This window comes from Ammoniphilus sp. CFH 90114, from assembly GCF_004123195.1.
Lineage (GTDB): Bacteria > Bacillota > Bacilli > Aneurinibacillales > RAOX-1 > YIM-78166.
In genome coordinates this window covers 331,072-351,077 of the sequence record NZ_SDLI01000001.1, presented here as the reverse complement: position 1 = coordinate 351,077, position 20,006 = coordinate 331,072, and the positions used below count along the sequence as shown (strand labels likewise).

Genomic DNA, 20,006 nt, shown 5'->3' with positions numbered 1-20,006 from the left:
AGTATGTCCAATAAAAAGAGGGTTTAAACCTATTGATTGCCTGATTTAAAAGGAAGCATGGTCTAGTATCCTTGTCTACCTGCCATTTCCTATGTTAGCTGTTTCTACCCTTTACTTTATTAAAAGCATCCGGCATAGTAAAATGGATAGACGCAGTTTTCAAAGAATAAGGCAAAAGGAGAAAGGGATTATGAATAGCGAACAAAATCGATTGTTGATTGTTGACAGTATGGCCCTCTTGTTTCGTGGATTTTATGCCACCTATGGTTTCGGTTCCGTGATGCAAACAACAAGCGGACTGTATACGAATGCCATTTATCAATATATTAAATACTTATTGGATGCTGTAGAAAAGTTTGAACCTACACACATTATATGCGCAACCGATATGGGGAAAGCGACTTTTCGCAATGAACTCTATCCCGCTTACAAAGCAAACAGAGGAGAGCCGCCTCTAGAGCTTCTTCCCCAATTCAATCTCGTACAAGAGGTCGCAGAAAGTTTTGATATTCCTTTTGTTGGTCTTTCAGGATATGAGGCAGATGACGTTATGGGCACATTCTCCAAAAAATATGCGTGCAAGGATACGCATGTTTATATCCTGACTGGAGATGGCGATACCTTACAGTTATTAGATGATCATATTTCCGTCATTATGATGAAAAAAGGATTTGGCAATTACGATCTAATTTCATTACAGGATTTTCAAAAGAAGAAAGGACTTGAACACCCAAGCCAAATTATTGAATTGAAAGGATTAATGGGGGATCCATCAGACAATATCCCAGGGTGTCCGAATGTTGGACCTAAAACCGCAGAAAAACTACTTCAAGCTTATGGCTCTATTGATGGAGTGTTCGACTCTATTCATGAAATCTCCGGCAAGCTCCAACAAAGACTGATAGAAAACAAGGAACAAATCTATCTATCCCGAAAATTAGCAGCTATTGATACACTAGTACCGTTAGATTGTGTATGGGAGTCTAGTCCGTGTACGTTCAACCATGAAAAAATCAGGCGTATGTTTGAACGCTTTGAGTTTAATAGCCTTGTAAAATTATTAGCGTAATATATATGTAAAGGCCTGTTCTAAATGATAGAACAGGCCTTTTCCTTTTATGATTTATGCGAGCAATAATTCTTCCATAGCATTACGATTATAACCAATAATTAACTTCTCGCCGTCAACAAGGATCGGTCTACGTAGAAGACGAGGTTCATCATGAAGCATCTCTAGAAGTTGAGATACCGTCATATCATCAATCTCTACATCTAACTCCTTAAACTTCCTGCTTCTTGTTGATAAGATATCGTCGAGCCCATTATGAGTCATCTTGATAATCTCTAGAAGTTCTTCTTTAGTAGGAGGCTCTCGAAAGAGATGTCTCTCTTCATAAACAATCCCGTTCTTCTTGAGGAATGACTTTGCCTTACGACAGGATGTACAGCTAGGGTATGTATAAAACTTTACGGTTCCATTCATCTCAATCACCTCTTTATCCCAGCTAAATTGTCCGAAAGTACTTTCTATATAAAAGTATATTACTTAATTTATTACTATGTCAATAGTGTTTATTGAGGCTGAAATCGATACTTAAAACCTCTGTTCGTTAAACAACGTATTTATCGTGAGAAACATTGACAAAGTAATGACAAGTAATAGTTAACAGCTACTCTTATATAAGGATTATGTTATGATAGGAGAAGCCTAAACTGACAATTAACGCTACTGATTGTATATCACAACTATTTTAAGGGGGCTCGCCCGTGGAAAACGAAACGCTGAAGCTTACGAGTGTCTTGGCCGATCCCACTCGTTTTGCAATTTATCAATATGTAGTAGCCAGCCACCGTCAGGTGACTGTTCAAGAGATTGCTGACCATTTTGACATTCATCCGAATGTCGCCAGACTTCATTTAACAAAATTAGAAGATGTAAATTTACTTGCCTCTTGCTCCGAAAAAACAGGTAAGGGTGGAAGGCCAAGCCGACTATACTCCGTATCAGAGCAAGTAGTGAACCTTCAATTTCCTCCTCGAGACTACCAGTTATTAGCAGAGATTGCTATTGATACGCTTGTTTCGCTAGGAGAGCCTGGGCAAAAAGCACTTCGGGAGATGGGGCGCCGCTTCGGTCAAGAAGCTGCCAAACGTGCGATAGAAATGGAGAGAATCCAATCTAATGCGGATGCAGAAGTCAAACTAGACTATATTCGCCGATTGATCTATGCACAAGGCTTAAATCCAGAAATTGAATTATTGGATGAACATACAATCAAGTTCCGTATCTTCAACTGCACTTTTAAAGAAGCAGCCAAGAAGATGCCCGAAAGTATTTGTCAGATGCATCAAACCTTTTTGCGAGGAATTTTTGAAACCTTCTTTGGAGATATTACCTTAATAGAAGAGAATTCCATTATGGGCGGATGCCGTACGTGTGATTACACCGTCTTAAAACTGCCTAGTTAAGGAAAAAACAAGGGATTGTTCATAATTCAGACAAAACCTTTTACATTTACATCCCTTGTTTTCTCCATTATAATGGTACTGGTATTATCTTGGATTCATACAAAAGAAGGAGGGAAATCAAATGGACCGCATGTACCGCGTTTTAGGTTTTTGGACCCTAATGTTTGCGCTCATGGCGATGTGGGCTGGACTAACAACCATGGCACTGATTTTCTTTGCGCAGACTGCCATGTTCGTGGCCCTAAGCTATCTTAACCTTTCCGAAAGATCGTACATGCTGCTATTTGCAGCTTATATGGTTTTTTCTTTTATCGGATTCTTTTATTATGCCTTCTTTATGATGCCGCTTGGCGGAGAACATCATGCTATGGCTGCGCTTTTCGTGTAGGTTACGCACCACTCACTGATGCAGCACTACATAAAAGGAAGCTTGTCCTATTGACAAGCTTCCTTTTTTCTCTTAGAGATGTTTTAGCTACACCCATCCCTTTTGCACAACACCAAGTACCTCTCGCTCCACCTTACCTTTTGATTGTACAAGCACTTTAAACGTATCACCCATTCCCCCCGGCATAATCAGTTGCTTAATCGCTCGATTGCGTTTACTGACTGCTCCATGGAACGGGTCACTCTCCTGATGTGACTGTAGTCGAGACAATATTCCACCATTAATCAAGAATTGGCTTTGTGTAAAGAAACCTAAATTCTTCAATCCGTTTTTCTCTCCCTCTTCCATAAGATAAGAAAAATTGACATGTGTCGTAATATCCTTTTCCCCTGGAAGACTTAATACATCTTCTGTTGCGGTATGCTGATGGTAGCACATCACAGTCCCTTTATTCCGTTGCGGTATATAAAGTTCTGGGCGCAAAAAACCATAATCGACTGTGATCAGATAACCAGTCTTCAGCCCCTCTGCAATCTCTTTTAGCCAGCGACCTGCATCCCGATTCATCTCTAGACGATATCCGTCCCTTTTCGGAATATGTACTTCTTCCTGATGACAATAATCAAGGAAAGCTTGATCCGTTATTTCATCTATTTGTTCTTCGAGTTCTCCGCGTTGTTCGTTCCACCCCACCCTTACTTCATGCCATTTTCCTCGGCTCCACTCTGCAATGTAAATAGGAAAAGCATCTAACAACTCGTTACTAAATATTACCCCATTGATTGACCCTTTCTGAATAATAAGTTCGTCCCATCCTTTTACCCAGAGTACCGGAAAGTCACGTAGTTGTTTTTCTTGAAGCCCCCGATGAAACTCACTTTTCTCAATCATGATGGGCTGAACTTCTCTCATGAACGTTGGCATCGTCTCTAACCATTCACTTAAGATCTGAGCCATTAAACGTCCATCTCCCCCTCCAAACTCTACTAGATATTTGGGCTCACTTTCTGGGAGACGAGAAAGCATATCTGCAATGATATGAGCGAGGGTCTGACCATATACATCACCAACCGAAGAGTTCGTATAAAAGTCTCCTTCTTTTCCTACTTTAATTTTTTCCTTGGCGTAATAGCCCAAGGAGGGTGAATAAAGGGCCATCTCCATATATTCATAATAAGAAATAGATCTTCTAGGGCTCTGATCCATCTTTTTCTTTATCAGATTAATCAAACTCAAGATACCAACCTCCAAGGTGAATAGAGCTAATTCTTCAATTAACACTATTGACATGTTATTAATATTTTTATATTATATATATGAACCATCCCACATCACAAATGTGATGGAACCTTTGGGGATTCTCCCCCACCCTATTTATATTTCGGAATTTTAAACCTCCCCCAAAACACAACCTTCTACCCCGAAGGTTGTGTTTTATTTTTGCACTTAAAAAGGAAAGAGCACACCGCGCCGATGTGCTTGACTCCTAAGTTCAGCTATCTAACCCGACCTGTAATAAATGGGTTATATTGCTTCTCCGCTTCAATTGTTGTCTTCGGACCATGTCCTGGGTAACAGACGATATCATCAGGAAGCACCATCAGCTTGTCTTGTATGCTCTGCATTAGCTGTTCGTAATTACCCCCTGGAAGATCTGTACGGCCAATCGACTGGGCAAACAGAGCATCCCCACAAAACAAGTGCTTGTCTATTAGAAAGGATATTCCCCCAGGAGAATGCCCAGGTGTGTACAGCACCCTAATCTCAAATCCGGCGAGATTCAATACTTGTCCATCCTCTAATTCAAACTCTGCTTTCTCACATATCGTCTTATCCGTAACTGTTGGCCAACGTGAAGATCCATTCAAATCGGGATCCTGCAACCACGACTGCTCCGATTGATGGATATACACGGGTGCATCTGTTGCTTCTCTTATGGAATTTAAGCCGGCAATGTGATCAAAGTGAGCGTGAGTTAAGAGTATGGCTTTAACTTTATAATTTGAAACTTTTTCTAATATAGGATTAGGATCTGCTCCCGCATCGATCACGATTGCTTCATTCGTTTCAACATTACAGATGGCATAAGAATTGGTCTGCAGCGGTCCTAATGGATACATATTGATCTGCATTCGGACTTCCTCCTTGAGTCAGTATTCACATCTTCCTTATTCTACACTAATTAGGTCTTTTTGAGAAAAAAAAACCCGTATCATTACGGGTTTTCGCAACATACTTATAAAATATCTGCTGCAAGCTGAGCTAAGGAGGATCGCTCACCTTTCTCTAGCCTTACATGGCCAGCCATTTTCTGATCCTTAAAACTTTCAACTACATAAGTTAATCCATTATTAGACTCATCTAAATATGGATGGTCTATTTGTTCTGGGTCGCCCATGAGAACGATCTTACTACCTTCTCCTACCCGAGTAAGAATCGTCTTGACTTCATGCTTGGTTAAATTTTGTGCTTCATCAATGATAATAAATTGTTCCGGAATACTTCTTCCTCTTATATAAGTTAAGGCTTCGACCTGAATGCTACCCATACCTGCTAAGATCTTATCCAGGTCACCTGATTTTTTCGTATTGAACAGATATTCTAAGTTGTCAAATATAGGTTGCATCCAGGGTCGAAGCTTCTCCTCCTTCTCCCCTGGCAGAAAACCAATATCCTTTCCTAACGGAACGATAGGTCTTGCAACTAATAACTTTTTGTAGATCCGTTCATCTTCAATTAAATGAAGACCAGCGGCAAGAGATATCAACGTTTTACCTGTACCCGCTTTTCCGGTTAAGGTAACAAGAGGGATATTATTATTCATTAACAGCTCCATGGCCATCCGCTGTTGAGCATTACGCGCCTTGATTCCCCATACCTGATCTTCATCTCTTCGTAAGATCTCCAGCCACTTTGTATCCGGGCTGATCTTTCCAATAGCAGATTGTGATCCACCAAGCTCATCACGCATGATCACAAACTGATGAGGGCAAAAAGAGTATCGAGTTGTCAGCTTCGCTGACTCTATTTTGCCATTCGAATAAAATTCTTGAATGTACTCACTTGATACTTCCATTTTAAGGTGACCGGTGTAAAGATTGGTATACTCATGAACTACACGATCTGATAAAAAATCTTCTGCAACGATGCCTAGTGCATCCGCTTTAACTCGAACTAATGCGTCTTTACTTACAATAATAACTGGACGACCATTCCCCATTGCCTGCTGCTCAGCCTGAATATTTAATGCAACCGCTAGAATGCGATTATCGTTCGTTACCTCACCAAAATGCTCCTGCATACGAGCAAATGATTTATGATTTAATTCAATTCGAAGCGTTCCTCCTGTTTCAAGTGGAACACCCAGGTGAAGTTTTCCTTTGGTTCGACAGCTATCCATTAATCTTGAGAAGAATCTTGCATTCCTTCCTATTTCATCCATATATCTTTTTTTTGAATCAATCTCTTCTAAAACTACTGCTGGAATTACGATTTCATTATCTTCAAAAGAATAGATCGCATTTGGGTCTTGAAGTAATACATTCGTATCCAAGACGTAGATTTTGCTCAATATCTCGCCTCCTATAATTCTTCTCACTGAACACAGCGATTTGTGTTTAATGCTATTTTATGCAAGTTAGGGAAATAATGGTCTGAAATTAGGAGTTTGTTTTAGTTTATGATACAAAAAAAAATATAGACGAGTTATTTTCTAGAAAAGATGGCATTTGATGCATGATTCAACGCGATAAGCGAGAGACTATACATTAAATCTAGATAGAGAGGATGAATCCTGCATGAAAAGAAGGTTAATCACCTTAACAGTGTTTACCTTGGTATTATCCGGATGCCAGCTGGGGAATATGGGCCAGAGCCAGGGAGAACCTACTCGTCAAGGCGATGCCCGGATTCAACAAACCGAACGTGTTCCTCAAACGGCAGAGCAACGAGAAACAAATAAAGATCCTAGAGCTACAGCTGAACGACTAGCCAAGCTTGCAACAGGCGTTCCCAATGTAAACGATGCAACCGTAATCGTTTTTGGAAATACAGCTATTGTAGGGATTGACGTAAGAGCAAAGTTGGACAGGCCACGTGTAGGGACAATTAAATATACGGTAGCAGAAGCCCTGAGAAAAGATCCAGAAGGAGCTGCTGCTATTGTGGTAGCAGATCCAGACATCGTTCAAAGGATTAGAGAGATGAATCAAGATATTCAAAGAGGTCGGCCGATTGCAGGATTCGCTGAGGAACTAGCGGACATTGTAGGCAGGTTTATGCCTCAACTACCAAGGGATACAGTCGAAACTAGACAAAACCAAGATACGAATAGAACTGGTAACCAGAGGTAAATGTTACATTTAACAACCAAACAGAAAAAAGACCCGAATCATGGGTCTTTTTTTCTGTTTCTGTTTGGTACGCTTATGTGCCCTTCAAGGCCTTCATGACTTGATTATCAAGCTTTTCCGCAGCTTGTTTATCATAAGTTTTCTCATACTGAGGTTCCACAGAAATACGTGATCCATAAAACATGACATCCCGTACCTCCTTAATTTGAACTTCAATACTTGCTAACTTAAGGGGTACGCCTTCCATCTTCTCCTGAAGAATAGAAGCTGTTCCAATTATGGAATATACAGACCCTGCTCCAATAACGGTAAGGGTAACATTTTGATTACTATTGATGTTTTCGATGATGCGTGAACGATTATCAACAGCCAACAAAATGGTCGACGGATTAGGCGCATAAACCCAAGAGATCGCACTAGCATTAGGGGAACCGATATCCTTATCAACAGTGTTGAGCAGAACGAATCTTTCCTTTTTAAGCAATGGCCATAATTGTTCATTGAGGGAGCGAGCAACGGTTTCCGCCAATAGGATAACCTCCTGTTCGTCATATTTCAACCTTCTTTATTATTCTATACCCAAACCCTTCCAATCATCAATTGCAATAAAGGCTAGGTAATGAAATTTGTTTATTTCTCATTTTGGATTTATCTTGGTATACTAGCATATATATAATAAAGCTAGATAAGGAGACCTAGATGAAAGCGATCGTATACGCTACAAGCCATTGTCCCGAATGCCATGTATTAAAGATGTTTCTGCGTGATTACCAAGTAGACTTTGAAGTCCGCAACTGCTCGACTCATCCTTCTTATTGGGAAGACGTAAAAGGATACGGATTTCTCGGTGTTCCTGTAACGGTAATTAACGGCAAGGCAATTCAAGGCTTTAGTCCTGAAGAAATCATGAATGAAGTCAAGAAGCTGGGATAACTTCTCAAAAACGAGTGATAAGTAAAAAGGCTGTCCAATTAAAGAGGACAGCCTTAAGTGATGTTATTTAAGTGTTAAAAGATACTCAGCAACTGAATCTTCAATCCCAGGAACCAATCCACCTGGCATTCCACCTTTACCACTACGGAGAATAGTAGCAATCTCATCTAGATCATATTTTTGATCTAAATTATATAAGCTAGGACCTGCGGAACCTTTCAGGTCAGCACCGTGACAAGAAGTACAGCCAGCTTCAACCGTCGCCTTAATCTCTTCTGCTGTAGGGGCTGCCGCCTGCTCGGTTTGTTCGCCTTCCTTTTGAACACCAAGGCCAGAGAAGGCCAACCCTAAGCTAAGAACAAGTCCGCCCGCTAGCAAGCCAACCAACGCTCTAGATGTTTTACCCATTACCCTTCACTCCTTTTTACCAACTCTTACGTCTCTATTTTGGGTCTTTGATTCGATCAATGTTTCCATTATAATATCTTTTCCCAAGAAATGCGAATAGAATTCTTATTTAAAATCGTAACGTTCAGGATTTTCATTAATAAAAGATAAAAGGGCCTCAGCCGATTGCTGATTATACCGCTCTGTATGGTCTGACCCGTCCTTCGTATACTTAATTGCGTAATGATTAGCTTCCTTTGCTACTTCCACTATGGACACTTGAAAATTTTGATTTAGCACCTCAGCTACATGTTCCATTGATACTCTAGCTGCTTCATCCTGAGGTCGTTGTTCTACAACCAACCATAACTGGAGCCAATTCATCATCGAGTCATAAAGAGTCAAATTTTCACCTCATCCCTTCATTTTCTCTTGAATCCGTAGGTCTCCTAAATCGGACGAAAATCAACAGGCCGGCAGCTACAAGCATAGCCTCAATCATGGGCAGCCCAAGAGCTTTAAGAATCGTAAGTGGCACACACCCGATAGCCAATAAGATGTAAATAAAAATCTTCTTAAGTAAGGGAAGCTTCCGTGCAAAACCGAGTTCATACACGAAGGCTGCAAGTATAAGGATGATGTAATAGGGATATGTATCCATCATGGTTCTAATCCATTCCAATTCGTTTCACCTCACTAGATACTACTTTAACCTTTCTCGGGCCCGAGGACAAGCTCTTTGAATAGAAGTTTGAGTGCGACTCCATTAAAAAAACTAGCTCCGCCTTGAGAGCTAGTCAGAATATACCTGAAACACGCAACATGTTCCAGAGGGTTTGTGATCGAAATACTTAAGCCTAGTTGTATTCTATCACATATAGCCCTGAAAGTATGATTGTATATTTATCCATTTCCTCTTACCGCAAATAATCCTTAAGATAATGGTAAATGCCATCTTCATTATTTGACCTCGTAATATAATGCGCATGAGCTTTCACTTCGTCTGGCGAATTCCCCATCGCTACTGCCTTGCCAACAACCTGAAACATATCCACATCATTATAATTATCTCCGAAAGCAGTGAATTCAGATAGAGGTATTCCTGTAGTTTGACTAAGCCGGCAGAGTGCTGTTGCCTTGTTATCTAACCCAGAAAGCACTTCCCACATATCAGGATGAGGACTTAGCTTGATAAGGGGATCAATACTGTCTAATTCTCTCCTAATAGTATCTCTTCTTCGACTGCATAAGTGGTCTAGGTTAAAAGCAAGTAGATTCTTAGCATGAATCCTCTCATGGAACTGTCTGTGGTCAAATAAGTGCATACAGTGCTCTACATCATTATAAGGAGTATTGTAGGAGGTGCTGATCACCATATGGTTCGTTGCAATCAGGAAATCTGCAAGACCGGAAACCAGTTCGATAAATCGTCGGATAAAATAAGGGGGTAAATTATTATCATAAAGAACGTCGCCTTGCTTAGTCCGGATATGTGAGCCATTCCCACAAATCACATAATCAACCCAAGGTGCTACCTTCTTCATGACGGGTTTCGTGCAAGCCCAGGTTCTTCCCGTACAGAGTGCAATCGGATGTCCCTCGGCTCGCAGCTTACGCAGGGAAAGAGCAGTATTAGGCAACACTTCTTCCCTACTATTCAACAATGTGCCATCGATGTCAAATATAAACATACCGATTCAACTCACTTTGTTTTTTAGATTAACATATTCAGAATATTATTTCAATGGTAATTATACTTTGGGCAAGCCTATTTTTGTGTAGTATCTTTTTAAGCATGTTATTCAGTTCAAAAAGAAAAAAGTCCTTAAATTAAGGACTATGTCATTTTAGCTTTTTCAATTGCTTCTAGTTCTTCATCTGTAAGGTGGTAAACAGATTTTCCATTCGCGAGGGGCTTCGCATATATTCTAGACTCTTGCCTGCCATAAATACTTGTGAGGACAAACCCATCTTCTCCCTCATCTACCACAGCTATAGAAAAGCTGAGATCACTGCCCTCGTTTACAAAAGCATTGAATCTTACCACCCCTACATTCCCTTTCTTTCTATCTATGGCTTGTTTCATTAGTCCCAACGCTTCACGCTGACTCTGGTTACTCTGCTCTAGGTCTTCCATTCGGTTGAACAGTTTCACCAATACCTCATCTAAATTATCGTTATCGGAACCCCTAAGTAATTGATTGAATTGCTTCTTCATTTTCCGAAGTCGCAGCCAAATAAAGATGATCCAAATAAAAAGAAGTATGACCACAATACTGAGTAACCCAAAACCAATCATCAGCGCCATGAGTTCTGTCTCGCTCAAAACGTTCAACTGGTCCTTCCCCCCTCCCTGCCTCTTTGTTCCTATAGTCTGTACTATGTATGGTTGCTAATTCACGGTGCTTGCCGGAAGGTCCTCACCTATCATACTTGATCTGCTAATGGATTGACAAGGAGACCACAAAAAAGGGACCCTTGGGGGCCCCCTCCATCTCACCTTTATACTTCCAGCATTAACATTTCCTGTCTAAGCTTCTCTAACACTTCCTTGCTTTCACCAATACGTTCCACATCACCATTTTGAATGGCTTCAAAGAGTCTCGCTAGTTCATAATCAATCTCGAGTTTCAAGACCGGAATTCTTTCTTCTGCATCCTTACGAAGAATAGCAACATGTACTTGCTCCATGGTTACGATACACTCCTTTTCAAACAGAATCTTCTTATTTGGTCCTTTAATTTCAACAATTCGCACGGGCTCACCATAACGAATATTCTGTACCACAAGTTGATCATTTGAGAGAAGTTTCAATACCGCATGTCCCTTAACATCATGGATAAATTGTTGAAGAATCTGGGCAAATCTTTGGTCTCGTATATTGTAGTTCTTACTTTTTAACTTGTATGATTTACCGTGTTTTTCAAATGTTAACCTTTGGGTGGTCCAGGACGTCTGAATTGAGAGGGTAAAATATCTTTTTGTTTCCTTCCATGCAATAGGAAGTCCCGCTTCGACCAAGGCTTCAATAAGACACTCAATTTGAGACTTCTCAAATCGCAAGGTAATATTGCTATATTCCATAACCTCATACGTTTTCATAAGCGGCCCTCCGTTTTTTTACTAAATTTTCAGTATATTTATTACAATAATATTATGAATAAACAATAAAATCAAGTGAAATTTACGCCTTACAACATGTTCCTTCTATGTAAGTGCTTTCCTCTTGTCGTGTCTTATATATGTATGACGGATATGATATATTTATGATAAATCCATCTATGCGGAGGTAATTTACGAATGGCTTTTACCGGGTTTTCACCTCAAGATTTCGCAGTCTTTTCCATCCAAGGGCTTGATGAGAGGATGGAAGCTATTCGCGAACAGATTCAACCTAAGTTTAGGGATCTTGGCACACTTATGTGTGATGATCTAGCCGCCTTAGCCGGAAACGAAATGTTCCTACATATTGCCAAACATGCACGAAGAACAGTGAATCCTCCTAAAGATACATGGTTAGCTATCTGCCATGATAAGCGAGGATATAAGAAACATCCTCATTTCCAGATTGGTCTTTTTGATGATCATGTTTTCCTTTGGTTAGCCTATATCTACGAGGTGCCGAACAAACAGGAAATTGCGGCAGGCTTTTTAGAAAATATACATAAACTTAAAGAACTCATTCCGGATGATTTTGTCCTTTCCTTAGATCATACGCAGAAAGCTTCCATGTCTATGGAGGGTTTTAACGAAGAACAGCTCCAAGAAACCTTAACTCGATTTAGAGATGTTAAGAAAGCGGAGTTTCTGGTAGGTCGACATATTCCAATGAATGATCCCATTCTAAATCATCCAGAAGAATTTATCGGCATAGCCAGACACACCTTCCAAACCTTAACGCCCCTGTATCAACTTTCTTTACAGAAAGATTAACGACCACCAAGCAATGGTGGTTTTTTTTTGATCTATTGGAAAACCTAAAAAGAAAAATATTGTTGAAATCGATACTACTTTGATATACTCAACTTTGTTGCAATTTTTATTATGAATGGGGGGATAACGATGGATCAAAATAAAACCCCGCTTTTTTCCGGCTTAATGGAACATGTTAAACGGGATCCCATTCAATTCCATATCCCGGGACATAAAAAGGGACAAGGAATGAATCCTGAATTTAGGGAGTTTATTGGAAGTAATGCTTTATCCATCGATTTAATTAATATCGGTCCTCTGGATGATTTGCACCATCCAAAGGGTATGATCCTTGAAGCGGAACAGTTAGCTGCTGAGGCGTTCAATGCTGACTATACTTTTTTCTCAGTGCAAGGAACCAGCGGCGCTATTATGACGATGATTATGGCCGTTTGTTCACCTGGCGATAAAATCATTGTCCCACGGAATGTACATAAATCCGTTATGTCTGCCATTATCTTCTCTGGGGCTATTCCTGTGTTTGTCCACCCCGTAATGGATGAGAAATTGGGCATCTCCCATGGAATTACGACAGACTCCGTACGAAAAGCATTAGAGCACCATCCTGATGCTAAAGGGGTATTGGTTATTAATCCTACCTATTTTGGTGTTTCTGCCAACCTAGCAGAAATTGTGGAATTAGCACACGCCTGCGAGATCCCTGTTTTAGTTGATGAGGCTCATGGTGTTCACATTCATTTCCATGAGGATCTCCCCTTATCTGCTATGCAAGCAGGAGCTGACATGGCGGCCACAAGCGTGCACAAACTTGGTGGGTCTCTAACTCAGACCTCTATTTTAAACGTAAAAGAAGGACTGGTGTCGGCTAACCGTGTTAAATCGGTCATTAGCATGCTCACAACCACTTCTACTAGCTATATCCTTTTAGCCTCTTTGGATACCGCACGAAAACAGCTTGCTATGTACGGCAGAGAAATGGCCCAGGAAGCGATTCAGATGGCTGAGATTGCCCGTAGGGAACTCAATCTCATACCTGGTATTTACTGTGTTGGCAGAGAAATACTCGGGGGACCTGCAACCTATGCGATGGACCCGACAAAACTCATCATCCACGTAAAGGATTTAGGTATCACGGGATATGAAGTAGAAAAATGGCTGAGAGAACATTACCGAATTGAAGTAGAGCTTAGTGATTTGTATAACATACTTTGTATTATCACACCAGGGGATACGGATGAAACGATAGAGATCCTTATTCAGTCCATGAAACATCTCTCTGATGAATTCTACCTAAAAAATAAAATGGATACTGTTACCGTGACACTACCGAAGATTCCTGCTCTAGCCCTTAGTCCGAGGGATGCCTTTTATTCGGAGACCGAAATCATTCCTCTTAAGGAAGCGCAAGGAAGAATCATTGCGGAATTTATTATGATTTATCCTCCAGGTATCCCTATTTTCCTCCCTGGTGAAATCATTACACAGGAAAACATTGATTATATCCAGGAAAACCTAGCTGTTGGCCTTCCTGTTCAGGGACCAGAGGATGAAAGCATTGAGACGATTAGGGTTATTAAGAGACATAATCCTATAAAATAATTTGTATTCATATAGTGTGAATTCCACGAGGGATTCACACTTTTTTCATTTCTACTCAACTATATTAAACAACTCGGAATAGTTAAATATGTGTATTTCTTCACAAAGTATTCACTTTATTTACCTACTAGGGTATGAGAGAATGACCTTAGATAGATATAGAACTCAGGTTGAGGTGAGTAAAATGAAAGTGGGAGTGGCTAGACCGTTAACCCAAGTCGGGATTTTTGTATTGTTTTTCATCGTTCCAATTCTTGATCTATTTCGTATGGACCTAATGCAACTCCGTTTCTATGTATTCCGCAAAAGCTTTTCTTTTAGCGAAGGATATATCCTACTGCTATCTGTACTCCTATTGGTATTTTTCTTTGTGGGTATTTCTAAATGGTTTGGACGGCAGTTTTGTGGCTGGATGTGTCCTCACAATACTTTCTCGGTTTATATAACCAAATTAACCAGTTCTGCTAAGTTAAAACACAACCCTGGATTTCGCCAATTTCTAAACATTTTTCTTTCTATTCTCTTTGCTCCAGTCATTGCGTTTTGTATGATAGCTTATTTTTTCGACCCCCTTACCCTGTTTAAGGATATTATTACATTCCATTGGACTAGTTGGGCAGTAGGAGCTTATGCCCTCCTCATTATGTTCTTCTTTATCATGATCTATAGGCTTCGAAGCAAATTCTGCCGTAACGCCTGCCCATATGGCATGTTTCAGATGATCCTTTCTGATAAGGATTCAAGTGCAAGGGGATTTAAAAGTATGTTTAAAGGGACTGGATTGGTCCTACTTATCATTGTCATTGCTCTTGTAGGCTTACTAGGCTTATCTATTTTTACTACTAGTGGTTTTTCTGCTTCTATTAATAAAAAAATACAAGGCATTCCCGCTGGAGAGTTTGTGACCTATGCCTATGGCTTAGAGATACAGAATAATAGTAACAAAGAGGTTCAATACGAAGTAGAATACGAGGGAGTTCCTTCCTTATGGGAAACGAATTTACCTGAGTATATCACAGTGGATAAAACCGCTACCCATGAAGAAACCATGATGTTCCGCGTTGACAAAACAAGCTTAAGCCAAAATTTCAGTATACTAATTAAAATAAAAAGTCAGGATGGCCATATTATAGAGAAGAAGCTTAATATCTTCCCAGTTGCACAGAAATAAATATCTAAACGAAAAGAACGCAAGTCCTGTTGCCTAGAGAGCAACAGGACTTGCGTTCTTACTATGAGATCTCTCTTACCTTTTCCTCACTTTCCTTAATCCACTTAATCTTCTCTTCACCATGAAGTTCCTGTGCAAGGAAAGAAAGGCATTCAAAGAATAGATTCATAACATTGGGCCCGTACCTCTCTCTAAAGCTCTCTAGAGCCTTAGTAAAGTGAAAGTTCTCCAGGGCTTGCACTCTACTGTCCTCTACAATTTTCTTGCCTAAATCTGTGAGATACACATTGACAACTCGCCCATCTTTATCGCTTTTCTCAATGGTGATTAGATCCTTCTCCATCATCTTCTTGACGTGGATAACCACAGAAGATGGATGCCAGAATGTCCAATCTGCAATTTGCGTTACCCTTACTCCCTCATAGCAATAAACAATCCATAAGATATTAAGTTGCACCGCGGAATCTAAATTGAGCCGCTTCGCCGCCGCCTCCCAATCGTCCTTATTGACAACCGAGATAGCTCGAAGCATATTAAGAGCTTCATGAAGTTGTTGAATGCGATCCTGCATATCCTTCATCTTATTCTCCTCACCTTGCATACTTTGATTTCAATCTATTATTCATTGCCAAGCAATCTCTTTGTGTTGTATATAAAGTATTATGTTTATTGTATATTTTTCTAAAAATTTAGTCAACCTTTTTTTATGCAGCTTTCTATGGAATTCATTTATCTACTAAAGAGCAAAGGTTAATCTAAGGGTCTACGATGAGTTGTCAAACTTCTATCGGAATGCTAAGATGTGAATATCGAAAAAGAAGTAGCGAACTTGAGGAGTGAATAAAGAATGGGTAGCAGTGCCTATATTAAGTTAGTTAAAGATTCACGCGTTCAGCAAGTTTCTTTAGATGACGTCAAAAGTAAAATTACATATTACATAAACATGACAAAAAAGACCGGTGAACAACTCGCTTGGGGTTATGCTGATGCAGCTTTTCCCTACACGCTGATCGAGAAGCCGGAAGCTAAAGGAAAATGGTTCTATCTTAAAGGGAATGACCCCAAGCTATATAAGTACATTATGTTCGGGGTGGGTGCCCAGGAGCTTGAGACAGAAGAAGGAACGACATCCCAACACTTTATCCAAGTCGTCTTGCCTGAAGGCAGTACACATGGGGACAAAGGAAAAGCAAATGAATTTTGTAAATACCTAGCTAAGGAATTTCAAGGCGAACTCCACCTATTTAATAAACGAGTGATGTACTATTATCCACGTAAGTAAGCGAAACTAATGAACTAATGAAAAAGAGTAACCTTGCATGAAGTTTAAGCAAGGCTACTCTTTTTTTGTTTGTGATGTGCCTAAGGCTGGAATAGTTGTTCCAAGACGCTTATCACCTGCTCCTCCGATAAGTACTCCCAAAATAAGTCTCCATACACAAGAATATCAGAATGAAGATGAAGTCCACCCAATGAACCTTCCACTCCGTAGCTCGTCCCTGAGTTTCCCACATACCCAATTACATCCCCAGCCGAGACTGCTTGTCCTATCTTTAACCCTGGTTCTATATTAGACAAATGAGCATAACGTACCAAGACTCCTTTATCATGTTGGACCCAGATAGACCGACCTCGAAGTTTATCGAGAATATACGTCGGTGTATGAGTGGACTTGGCAGAAACCAATAAATCCTTTTCCCGCTCTTCTAGGGTATACTCGATATAATCATGATCTGCACGTACTACAATGCCGTCTGCCATAGACTTTACAGGGGTATTCTCCGTAATTTCAATTCCTGTTGTCCCTGCGTACCAGTCGATTCCTTCGTGGATACCATTTCTGTAGCTTCGCAAAGCCCCAGGCAAATGGGAGGATTTTTTGCTAATGTGTGCCCCATCAATGGGAATCTGTAAAAAGGAAAGATATTCCACTACCTGTTCAGCTGACATATCTGCCAATGACATAGTGGCTTCAGAACCCATCGTTAGGGATACCTCTTCAACTAAGTTCTCTCTACTTATTTTTACTTGGTTTCCCTCAAGCTCAACGGAACCTCCCAGATGTGCCAATGATTGAGCAGGTATCCATACTTGCTCTTCCTGAAATACAGTTTTATCCTCATTCGGTAGGAAAGTCCCATCTTTTTCAAAAATAGGCGCATCCTTTACCCATGAATATTGAGTATTCCCCATTCGCAGTTCGGCTGTTCCCTCTAACCAATCAACTTCGTGTTCTCCGTTGAGTTTGTCAGCCACTTGTTGAAGAGGTACGTAGGACTTTCCATCAATCTTAATGCCTTCAACTAAGACCGTTTCTTGCGTTGGGTCCTTAACTAAAGTCTCTTCGGATTCGTCTAGAGCTTGAGCTTCTTTAACTGCCTCAAAACGTGTCTGTTCAAGTTGTTCTTTAGCATTAAATTTCTCCAATGAAAGGACAACTATAAGAAGAAGCAAAGCTAAACATATGGAATAGTAAATCTTCTTGTTCATTTTCTTATAACCCCTTATGCTGTTTGAAAAAGTATGAATATCAATACCTTACCACAAAATCCTTAAACAACGAAGTCTTCTTGTTCTCCATGGGTACCTTTACCATGTACCATTATGGAAGAATTTATTAGAAAATCTCATAAGGGTTTAAAGAAAAAGAGGAACTAGCATTGTCGCTGGTTCCTCTAGCTCATCAGTTAGGGTTTACTTTAATAATAGTTTGTCCTACTCTCACGTACCGATCGGTATTCTTTACTTTCATGGAGAATTGGATTTTATACTCCCCAACACGGTCAAATGTGATCTCATCTAGCGTAGCAATACCGACAAACGCTGTACCTCTCGATTGAGTGTTTACAGCATCTAAGTCTATGGCTAGAATTTCCCTGCTTCTTGGGTCAATGACAGTGACTTGAGAATACAGGGTTCTCGTTGCCGGTGCATCATCAATCATATAATACAGATGAGGAATCATCTTCGAATCCTTCTTAACCGATGTAAAAGGAGTAAGGGAGATTCGATTCGTTGCACTTTCTTTTACTTGTTCCGAAACAATCATGTTGACGTTTGGCTTAGTCCCAAGAACTGCAACAATATCACCTTCACCAGGCGCCGCGTTACTCAGTCCTCTTTCAAGGAATGATTCAACTTTCACAAAACGTTTAAAGAAGGAATCCTCAATTGGAGCGCCAAGGGCAGGTGTTGAACCTAAGAGAAAAAAGGTGGACAGGAGAGCTATCGCCTTGCGTTTCATTGTGAACCTCCGTATTTCTTTTCTTACATAATTATACGCATTAATCGCCTAATAGTTTTGTTTGATCCCCAATTTTATTTAAGAATGGAGTCAATCACAGTCAAGTAACGCCATGAGGGTCTCTCTACCACACGTACCTTATTCCATATTTCCCGTTTTTATATCGGAAAACTTCCACTTCTCTTGGGCTCCTATATCCATATACCCACCAGTCTTCATTCATGCGTTTGGCAAAGCAGCCGGCCTGAAACTTTGATTCAAACATTCTTGACCAATAGATCCAATTCATTCTAGGAAAACTCCTTTATGATTTCTGATTATCAGAGAACACTAAGTATAAATTGTTCAATAAAAAGGATGATTGTTATGTTCAAAGTATGGTATAAAAGAGCTTTTCCCCAAAAGACGTTTCAAGAACACTTCAGGTTAGAGCATGAATTTCACGGAGTTATTCAACATCAGATATCTGAAACCTTTAGAATTAGACCTGTTAGCCTCCTTGGTTTACAATTTTTATTAGATGGCGTGCAAATTAGCGATCCTCTTCTCCACCTGAACTCCAAAATCGCGATTAAGAACGATCATATCAAAGTATGCTTTATGGTCATTGATCCTTCTGATTCCAGAAAGATGTTGAGCCAATTAATTAAGACACTCGTAAAGCAGCTATTATCCTTCGAAAAACGGTTTTATTCCAATCCCGTGGTTCATTATGTTGAGCCCTTTTGCAAGAGGTGCGTCCATTATCAGACAAAGCCATTAAACCAATGCATTTCGAACTGTTGCTTTCAAGCTAAAGATGTGGAAAACTCTAAGGAAGATATTGAGTTATTCTCTTTAATTAGTAATCCCAGGAAATAACAATCTTATAACTTTATCCCACCTGTTGGTTATCATCGTTATCCTTTTCGCTTAACTTCTTGTCTCTTTCCGTTTCTTCTTCATCTCGCAACCGGTGGGCCATGCGGCTTGACGCTGAGGCTGCTATACTGGCTACTAAATCATCCAAGAAGGTATGAATCCCTTGCCCACGCTTGGTATCCAATTTTTTAATGATACCCACTTTCTGTTTATCTAAATGACCAAAGGTGGTTACAGCAATACTTCCGTATCCAAAAACAGAACCTAAGGCAAGCGTTTCATCACAGCCAAATAATCCCTCGTCTCCTTCAACAATCGATTGCAATGGTTCAGTTAATAAGCCTTTTTCGGCCAATATGTCCAACTCTGTCCCCACTAAGACCGCATGTTGAATTTCTCTCTTCTCCAGTACAGCGTATACACTTTCTATACAGCTTTCAATTTTAAGGCCTACATGATATGGAGCTTGCATGAGGTAGACAACCTCGGCAATATCTTCAATCGTGACTCCACGATCGTCTAGTCTTTTCAGTGCTGCTGCCTTTACTTCCTTACTGTGGACCTGTCTCCTCATAAGAAATCTCCCCTCTTTTTTCGCGATTATCCTGAACTATTCCTGAGTTCTGTAATTATAGGATATCATAAAAAGTGAAATGATCTGAGATTCTC

The 20,006-nt window shown here is 40.2% G+C and carries 26 protein-coding genes; 10 read left to right on the top strand and 16 right to left on the bottom strand.

Translation table 11 applies throughout. From position 1 onward, the window contains the following. Window positions 1-190 precede the first annotated feature (190 nt). Window positions 191-1,069, top strand: a complete 879-nt coding sequence (locus EIZ39_RS01910) for a 5'-3' exonuclease (protein WP_164984850.1) — start codon at window positions 191-193, stop codon at window positions 1,067-1,069. 54 nt (window positions 1,070-1,123) lie between these two features. Here EIZ39_RS01910 and EIZ39_RS01905 read toward each other — a convergent pair whose 3' ends face one another. Further along, window positions 1,124-1,483, bottom strand: a complete 360-nt coding sequence (locus EIZ39_RS01905; RefSeq protein WP_129196822.1) for a Spx/MgsR family RNA polymerase-binding regulatory protein — start codon at window positions 1,481-1,483, stop codon at window positions 1,124-1,126. A 284-nt stretch (window positions 1,484-1,767) separates the two neighbouring features. Here EIZ39_RS01905 and EIZ39_RS01900 point away from each other — a divergent pair, with 284 nt between their 5' ends. Together EIZ39_RS01900 and EIZ39_RS01895 are read left to right on the top strand one after the other, a co-directional pair. Then, complete coding sequence (locus tag EIZ39_RS01900; RefSeq protein WP_129196820.1) at window positions 1,768-2,469, top strand: helix-turn-helix transcriptional regulator; 702 nt, start codon at window positions 1,768-1,770, stop codon at window positions 2,467-2,469. A 121-nt stretch (window positions 2,470-2,590) separates the two neighbouring features. Continuing rightward, window positions 2,591-2,857 carry a DUF2626 family protein gene (locus tag EIZ39_RS01895; RefSeq protein WP_129196818.1) on the top strand — a complete coding sequence of 89 codons (267 nt, stop codon included), beginning with the start codon at window positions 2,591-2,593 and terminating at the stop codon, window positions 2,855-2,857. 87 nt (window positions 2,858-2,944) lie between these two features. On the opposite strand, the gene EIZ39_RS01890 is transcribed toward EIZ39_RS01895, so the two are convergent. The 3 genes from EIZ39_RS01890 to EIZ39_RS01880 form a co-directional block, all read right to left on the bottom strand. Next, window positions 2,945-4,093 (bottom strand): class I SAM-dependent methyltransferase, encoded by a 1,149-nt coding sequence (locus EIZ39_RS01890; RefSeq protein ID WP_164984849.1) that lies wholly within the window; start codon window positions 4,091-4,093, stop codon window positions 2,945-2,947. Window positions 4,094-4,353: 260 nt separating this feature from the next. Further along, window positions 4,354-4,989, bottom strand: coding sequence for an MBL fold metallo-hydrolase (locus EIZ39_RS01885; RefSeq protein WP_129196814.1), 636 nt, complete (start codon window positions 4,987-4,989; stop codon window positions 4,354-4,356). A gap of 104 nt (window positions 4,990-5,093) precedes the next feature. Next, window positions 5,094-6,428, bottom strand: coding sequence for a PhoH family protein (locus tag EIZ39_RS01880; RefSeq protein ID WP_129196812.1), 1,335 nt, complete (start codon window positions 6,426-6,428; stop codon window positions 5,094-5,096). Window positions 6,429-6,654: 226 nt separating this feature from the next. Between EIZ39_RS01880 and EIZ39_RS01875 the strand changes: the two genes are divergently transcribed. Then, complete coding sequence (locus EIZ39_RS01875) at window positions 6,655-7,209, top strand: YhcN/YlaJ family sporulation lipoprotein (protein WP_129196810.1); 555 nt, start codon at window positions 6,655-6,657, stop codon at window positions 7,207-7,209. Between the two features lie 73 nt (window positions 7,210-7,282). Here the strand turns inward: EIZ39_RS01875 and EIZ39_RS01870 are convergent, their stop codons facing one another. After that, a complete protein-coding gene (locus EIZ39_RS01870) occupies window positions 7,283-7,738 on the bottom strand; it encodes a pyridoxamine 5'-phosphate oxidase family protein (RefSeq protein ID WP_129196808.1) in 456 nt (151 codons plus the stop codon). 170 nt (window positions 7,739-7,908) lie between these two features. Between EIZ39_RS01870 and EIZ39_RS01865 the strand changes: the two genes are divergently transcribed. Next, entirely contained in the window at window positions 7,909-8,142 is a 234-nt protein-coding gene (locus tag EIZ39_RS01865; RefSeq protein ID WP_129196806.1) for a glutaredoxin family protein, read from the top strand. Between the two features lie 63 nt (window positions 8,143-8,205). Here the strand turns inward: EIZ39_RS01865 and EIZ39_RS01860 are convergent, their stop codons facing one another. The 6 genes from EIZ39_RS01860 to EIZ39_RS01835 form a co-directional block, all read right to left on the bottom strand. Then, window positions 8,206-8,550 (bottom strand): c-type cytochrome, encoded by a 345-nt coding sequence (locus EIZ39_RS01860; RefSeq protein ID WP_129196804.1) that lies wholly within the window; start codon window positions 8,548-8,550, stop codon window positions 8,206-8,208. 105 nt (window positions 8,551-8,655) lie between these two features. Further along, on the bottom strand, window positions 8,656-8,934 hold the full coding sequence (locus tag EIZ39_RS01855; protein WP_164984848.1) for a hypothetical protein: 279 nt from the start codon (window positions 8,932-8,934) through the stop codon (window positions 8,656-8,658). A gap of 4 nt (window positions 8,935-8,938) precedes the next feature. After that, complete coding sequence (locus EIZ39_RS01850) at window positions 8,939-9,211, bottom strand: YlaH-like family protein (RefSeq protein ID WP_129196800.1); 273 nt, start codon at window positions 9,209-9,211, stop codon at window positions 8,939-8,941. A 235-nt stretch (window positions 9,212-9,446) separates the two neighbouring features. Continuing rightward, a complete protein-coding gene (locus EIZ39_RS01845; RefSeq protein ID WP_129196798.1) occupies window positions 9,447-10,220 on the bottom strand; it encodes an HAD family hydrolase in 774 nt (257 codons plus the stop codon). Window positions 10,221-10,366: 146 nt separating this feature from the next. Continuing rightward, window positions 10,367-10,864, bottom strand: a complete 498-nt coding sequence (locus EIZ39_RS01840) for a DUF4446 family protein (protein ID WP_129196796.1) — start codon at window positions 10,862-10,864, stop codon at window positions 10,367-10,369. A 167-nt stretch (window positions 10,865-11,031) separates the two neighbouring features. Continuing rightward, the gene (locus EIZ39_RS01835) at window positions 11,032-11,631 is read right to left on the bottom strand and encodes a hypothetical protein (protein ID WP_129196794.1); all 600 of its coding nucleotides are present in this window, start codon (window positions 11,629-11,631) and stop codon (window positions 11,032-11,034) included. A 198-nt stretch (window positions 11,632-11,829) separates the two neighbouring features. On the opposite strand from EIZ39_RS01835, the gene EIZ39_RS01830 reads away from it, so the two are divergent. The 3 genes from EIZ39_RS01830 to EIZ39_RS01820 all read left to right on the top strand — a co-directional run bounded on the left by EIZ39_RS01830 (window position 11,830) and on the right by EIZ39_RS01820 (window position 15,232). Continuing rightward, window positions 11,830-12,462, top strand: coding sequence for a DUF1054 domain-containing protein (locus tag EIZ39_RS01830; protein ID WP_129196792.1), 633 nt, complete (start codon window positions 11,830-11,832; stop codon window positions 12,460-12,462). 129 nt (window positions 12,463-12,591) lie between these two features. Next, window positions 12,592-14,061: an aminotransferase class I/II-fold pyridoxal phosphate-dependent enzyme gene (locus EIZ39_RS01825; RefSeq protein ID WP_129196790.1), complete on the top strand. Its 1,470-nt coding sequence runs from the start codon at window positions 12,592-12,594 to the stop codon at window positions 14,059-14,061. 184 nt (window positions 14,062-14,245) lie between these two features. Beyond that, a complete protein-coding gene (locus EIZ39_RS01820) occupies window positions 14,246-15,232 on the top strand; it encodes a 4Fe-4S binding protein (RefSeq protein ID WP_164984847.1) in 987 nt (328 codons plus the stop codon). 61 nt (window positions 15,233-15,293) lie between these two features. On the opposite strand, the gene EIZ39_RS01815 is transcribed toward EIZ39_RS01820, so the two are convergent. After that, window positions 15,294-15,812 (bottom strand): MarR family winged helix-turn-helix transcriptional regulator, encoded by a 519-nt coding sequence (locus EIZ39_RS01815; RefSeq protein WP_483296003.1) that lies wholly within the window; start codon window positions 15,810-15,812, stop codon window positions 15,294-15,296. A 267-nt stretch (window positions 15,813-16,079) separates the two neighbouring features. On the opposite strand from EIZ39_RS01815, the gene EIZ39_RS01810 reads away from it, so the two are divergent. Next, entirely contained in the window at window positions 16,080-16,514 is a 435-nt protein-coding gene (locus tag EIZ39_RS01810) for a DUF1885 family protein (RefSeq protein WP_129196786.1), read from the top strand. 80 nt (window positions 16,515-16,594) lie between these two features. Here EIZ39_RS01810 and EIZ39_RS01805 read toward each other — a convergent pair whose 3' ends face one another. The 3 genes from EIZ39_RS01805 to EIZ39_RS26330 all read right to left on the bottom strand — a co-directional run bounded on the left by EIZ39_RS01805 (window position 16,595) and on the right by EIZ39_RS26330 (window position 18,765). Beyond that, entirely contained in the window at window positions 16,595-17,722 is a 1,128-nt protein-coding gene (locus EIZ39_RS01805) for a M23 family metallopeptidase (protein ID WP_129196784.1), read from the bottom strand. 193 nt (window positions 17,723-17,915) lie between these two features. Continuing rightward, window positions 17,916-18,476, bottom strand: coding sequence for a hypothetical protein (locus tag EIZ39_RS01800; protein WP_129196782.1), 561 nt, complete (start codon window positions 18,474-18,476; stop codon window positions 17,916-17,918). Between the two features lie 124 nt (window positions 18,477-18,600). Then, window positions 18,601-18,765: a hypothetical protein gene (locus EIZ39_RS26330; protein ID WP_164984846.1), complete on the bottom strand. Its 165-nt coding sequence runs from the start codon at window positions 18,763-18,765 to the stop codon at window positions 18,601-18,603. Between the two features lie 77 nt (window positions 18,766-18,842). Here EIZ39_RS26330 and EIZ39_RS01795 point away from each other — a divergent pair, with 77 nt between their 5' ends. Next, a complete protein-coding gene (locus EIZ39_RS01795) occupies window positions 18,843-19,337 on the top strand; it encodes a hypothetical protein (RefSeq protein WP_129196780.1) in 495 nt (164 codons plus the stop codon). 13 nt (window positions 19,338-19,350) lie between these two features. Here the strand turns inward: EIZ39_RS01795 and EIZ39_RS01790 are convergent, their stop codons facing one another. Beyond that, on the bottom strand, window positions 19,351-19,911 hold the full coding sequence (locus tag EIZ39_RS01790) for a phosphatidylglycerophosphatase A family protein (protein WP_129196778.1): 561 nt from the start codon (window positions 19,909-19,911) through the stop codon (window positions 19,351-19,353). Window positions 19,912-20,006 lie beyond the last annotated feature (95 nt).

Excerpts from the sequence above, each read along its gene's own strand:
- EIZ39_RS01905 (WP_129196822.1), bottom strand. The coding sequence starts at position 1,483 with ATGAATGGAACCGTAAAGTTTTATACATACCCTAGCTGTACATCCTGT.
- EIZ39_RS01815 (WP_483296003.1), bottom strand. The coding sequence starts at position 15,812 with ATGAAGGATATGCAGGATCGCATTCAACAACTTCATGAAGCTCTTAAT.
- EIZ39_RS01860 (WP_129196804.1), bottom strand. The coding sequence starts at position 8,550 with ATGGGTAAAACATCTAGAGCGTTGGTTGGCTTGCTAGCGGGCGGACTT.
- EIZ39_RS01825 (WP_129196790.1), top strand. The coding sequence starts at position 12,592 with ATGGATCAAAATAAAACCCCGCTTTTTTCCGGCTTAATGGAACATGTT.
- EIZ39_RS01830 (WP_129196792.1), top strand. The coding sequence starts at position 11,830 with ATGGCTTTTACCGGGTTTTCACCTCAAGATTTCGCAGTCTTTTCCATC.
- EIZ39_RS01910 (WP_164984850.1), top strand. The coding sequence starts at position 191 with ATGAATAGCGAACAAAATCGATTGTTGATTGTTGACAGTATGGCCCTC.
- EIZ39_RS01865 (WP_129196806.1), top strand. The coding sequence starts at position 7,909 with ATGAAAGCGATCGTATACGCTACAAGCCATTGTCCCGAATGCCATGTA.
- EIZ39_RS01895 (WP_129196818.1), top strand. The coding sequence starts at position 2,591 with ATGGACCGCATGTACCGCGTTTTAGGTTTTTGGACCCTAATGTTTGCG.
- EIZ39_RS01790 (WP_129196778.1), bottom strand. The coding sequence starts at position 19,911 with ATGAGGAGACAGGTCCACAGTAAGGAAGTAAAGGCAGCAGCACTGAAA.
- EIZ39_RS01795 (WP_129196780.1), top strand. The coding sequence starts at position 18,843 with ATGTTCAAAGTATGGTATAAAAGAGCTTTTCCCCAAAAGACGTTTCAA.
- EIZ39_RS01885 (WP_129196814.1), bottom strand. The coding sequence starts at position 4,989 with ATGCAGATCAATATGTATCCATTAGGACCGCTGCAGACCAATTCTTAT.
- EIZ39_RS26330 (WP_164984846.1), bottom strand. The coding sequence starts at position 18,765 with ATGAATTGGATCTATTGGTCAAGAATGTTTGAATCAAAGTTTCAGGCC.
- EIZ39_RS01820 (WP_164984847.1), top strand. The coding sequence starts at position 14,246 with ATGAAAGTGGGAGTGGCTAGACCGTTAACCCAAGTCGGGATTTTTGTA.
- EIZ39_RS01845 (WP_129196798.1), bottom strand. The coding sequence starts at position 10,220 with ATGTTTATATTTGACATCGATGGCACATTGTTGAATAGTAGGGAAGAA.
- EIZ39_RS01835 (WP_129196794.1), bottom strand. The coding sequence starts at position 11,631 with ATGAAAACGTATGAGGTTATGGAATATAGCAATATTACCTTGCGATTT.
- EIZ39_RS01800 (WP_129196782.1), bottom strand. The coding sequence starts at position 18,476 with ATGAAACGCAAGGCGATAGCTCTCCTGTCCACCTTTTTTCTCTTAGGT.
- EIZ39_RS01810 (WP_129196786.1), top strand. The coding sequence starts at position 16,080 with ATGGGTAGCAGTGCCTATATTAAGTTAGTTAAAGATTCACGCGTTCAG.
- EIZ39_RS01805 (WP_129196784.1), bottom strand. The coding sequence starts at position 17,722 with ATGAACAAGAAGATTTACTATTCCATATGTTTAGCTTTGCTTCTTCTT.
- EIZ39_RS01875 (WP_129196810.1), top strand. The coding sequence starts at position 6,655 with ATGAAAAGAAGGTTAATCACCTTAACAGTGTTTACCTTGGTATTATCC.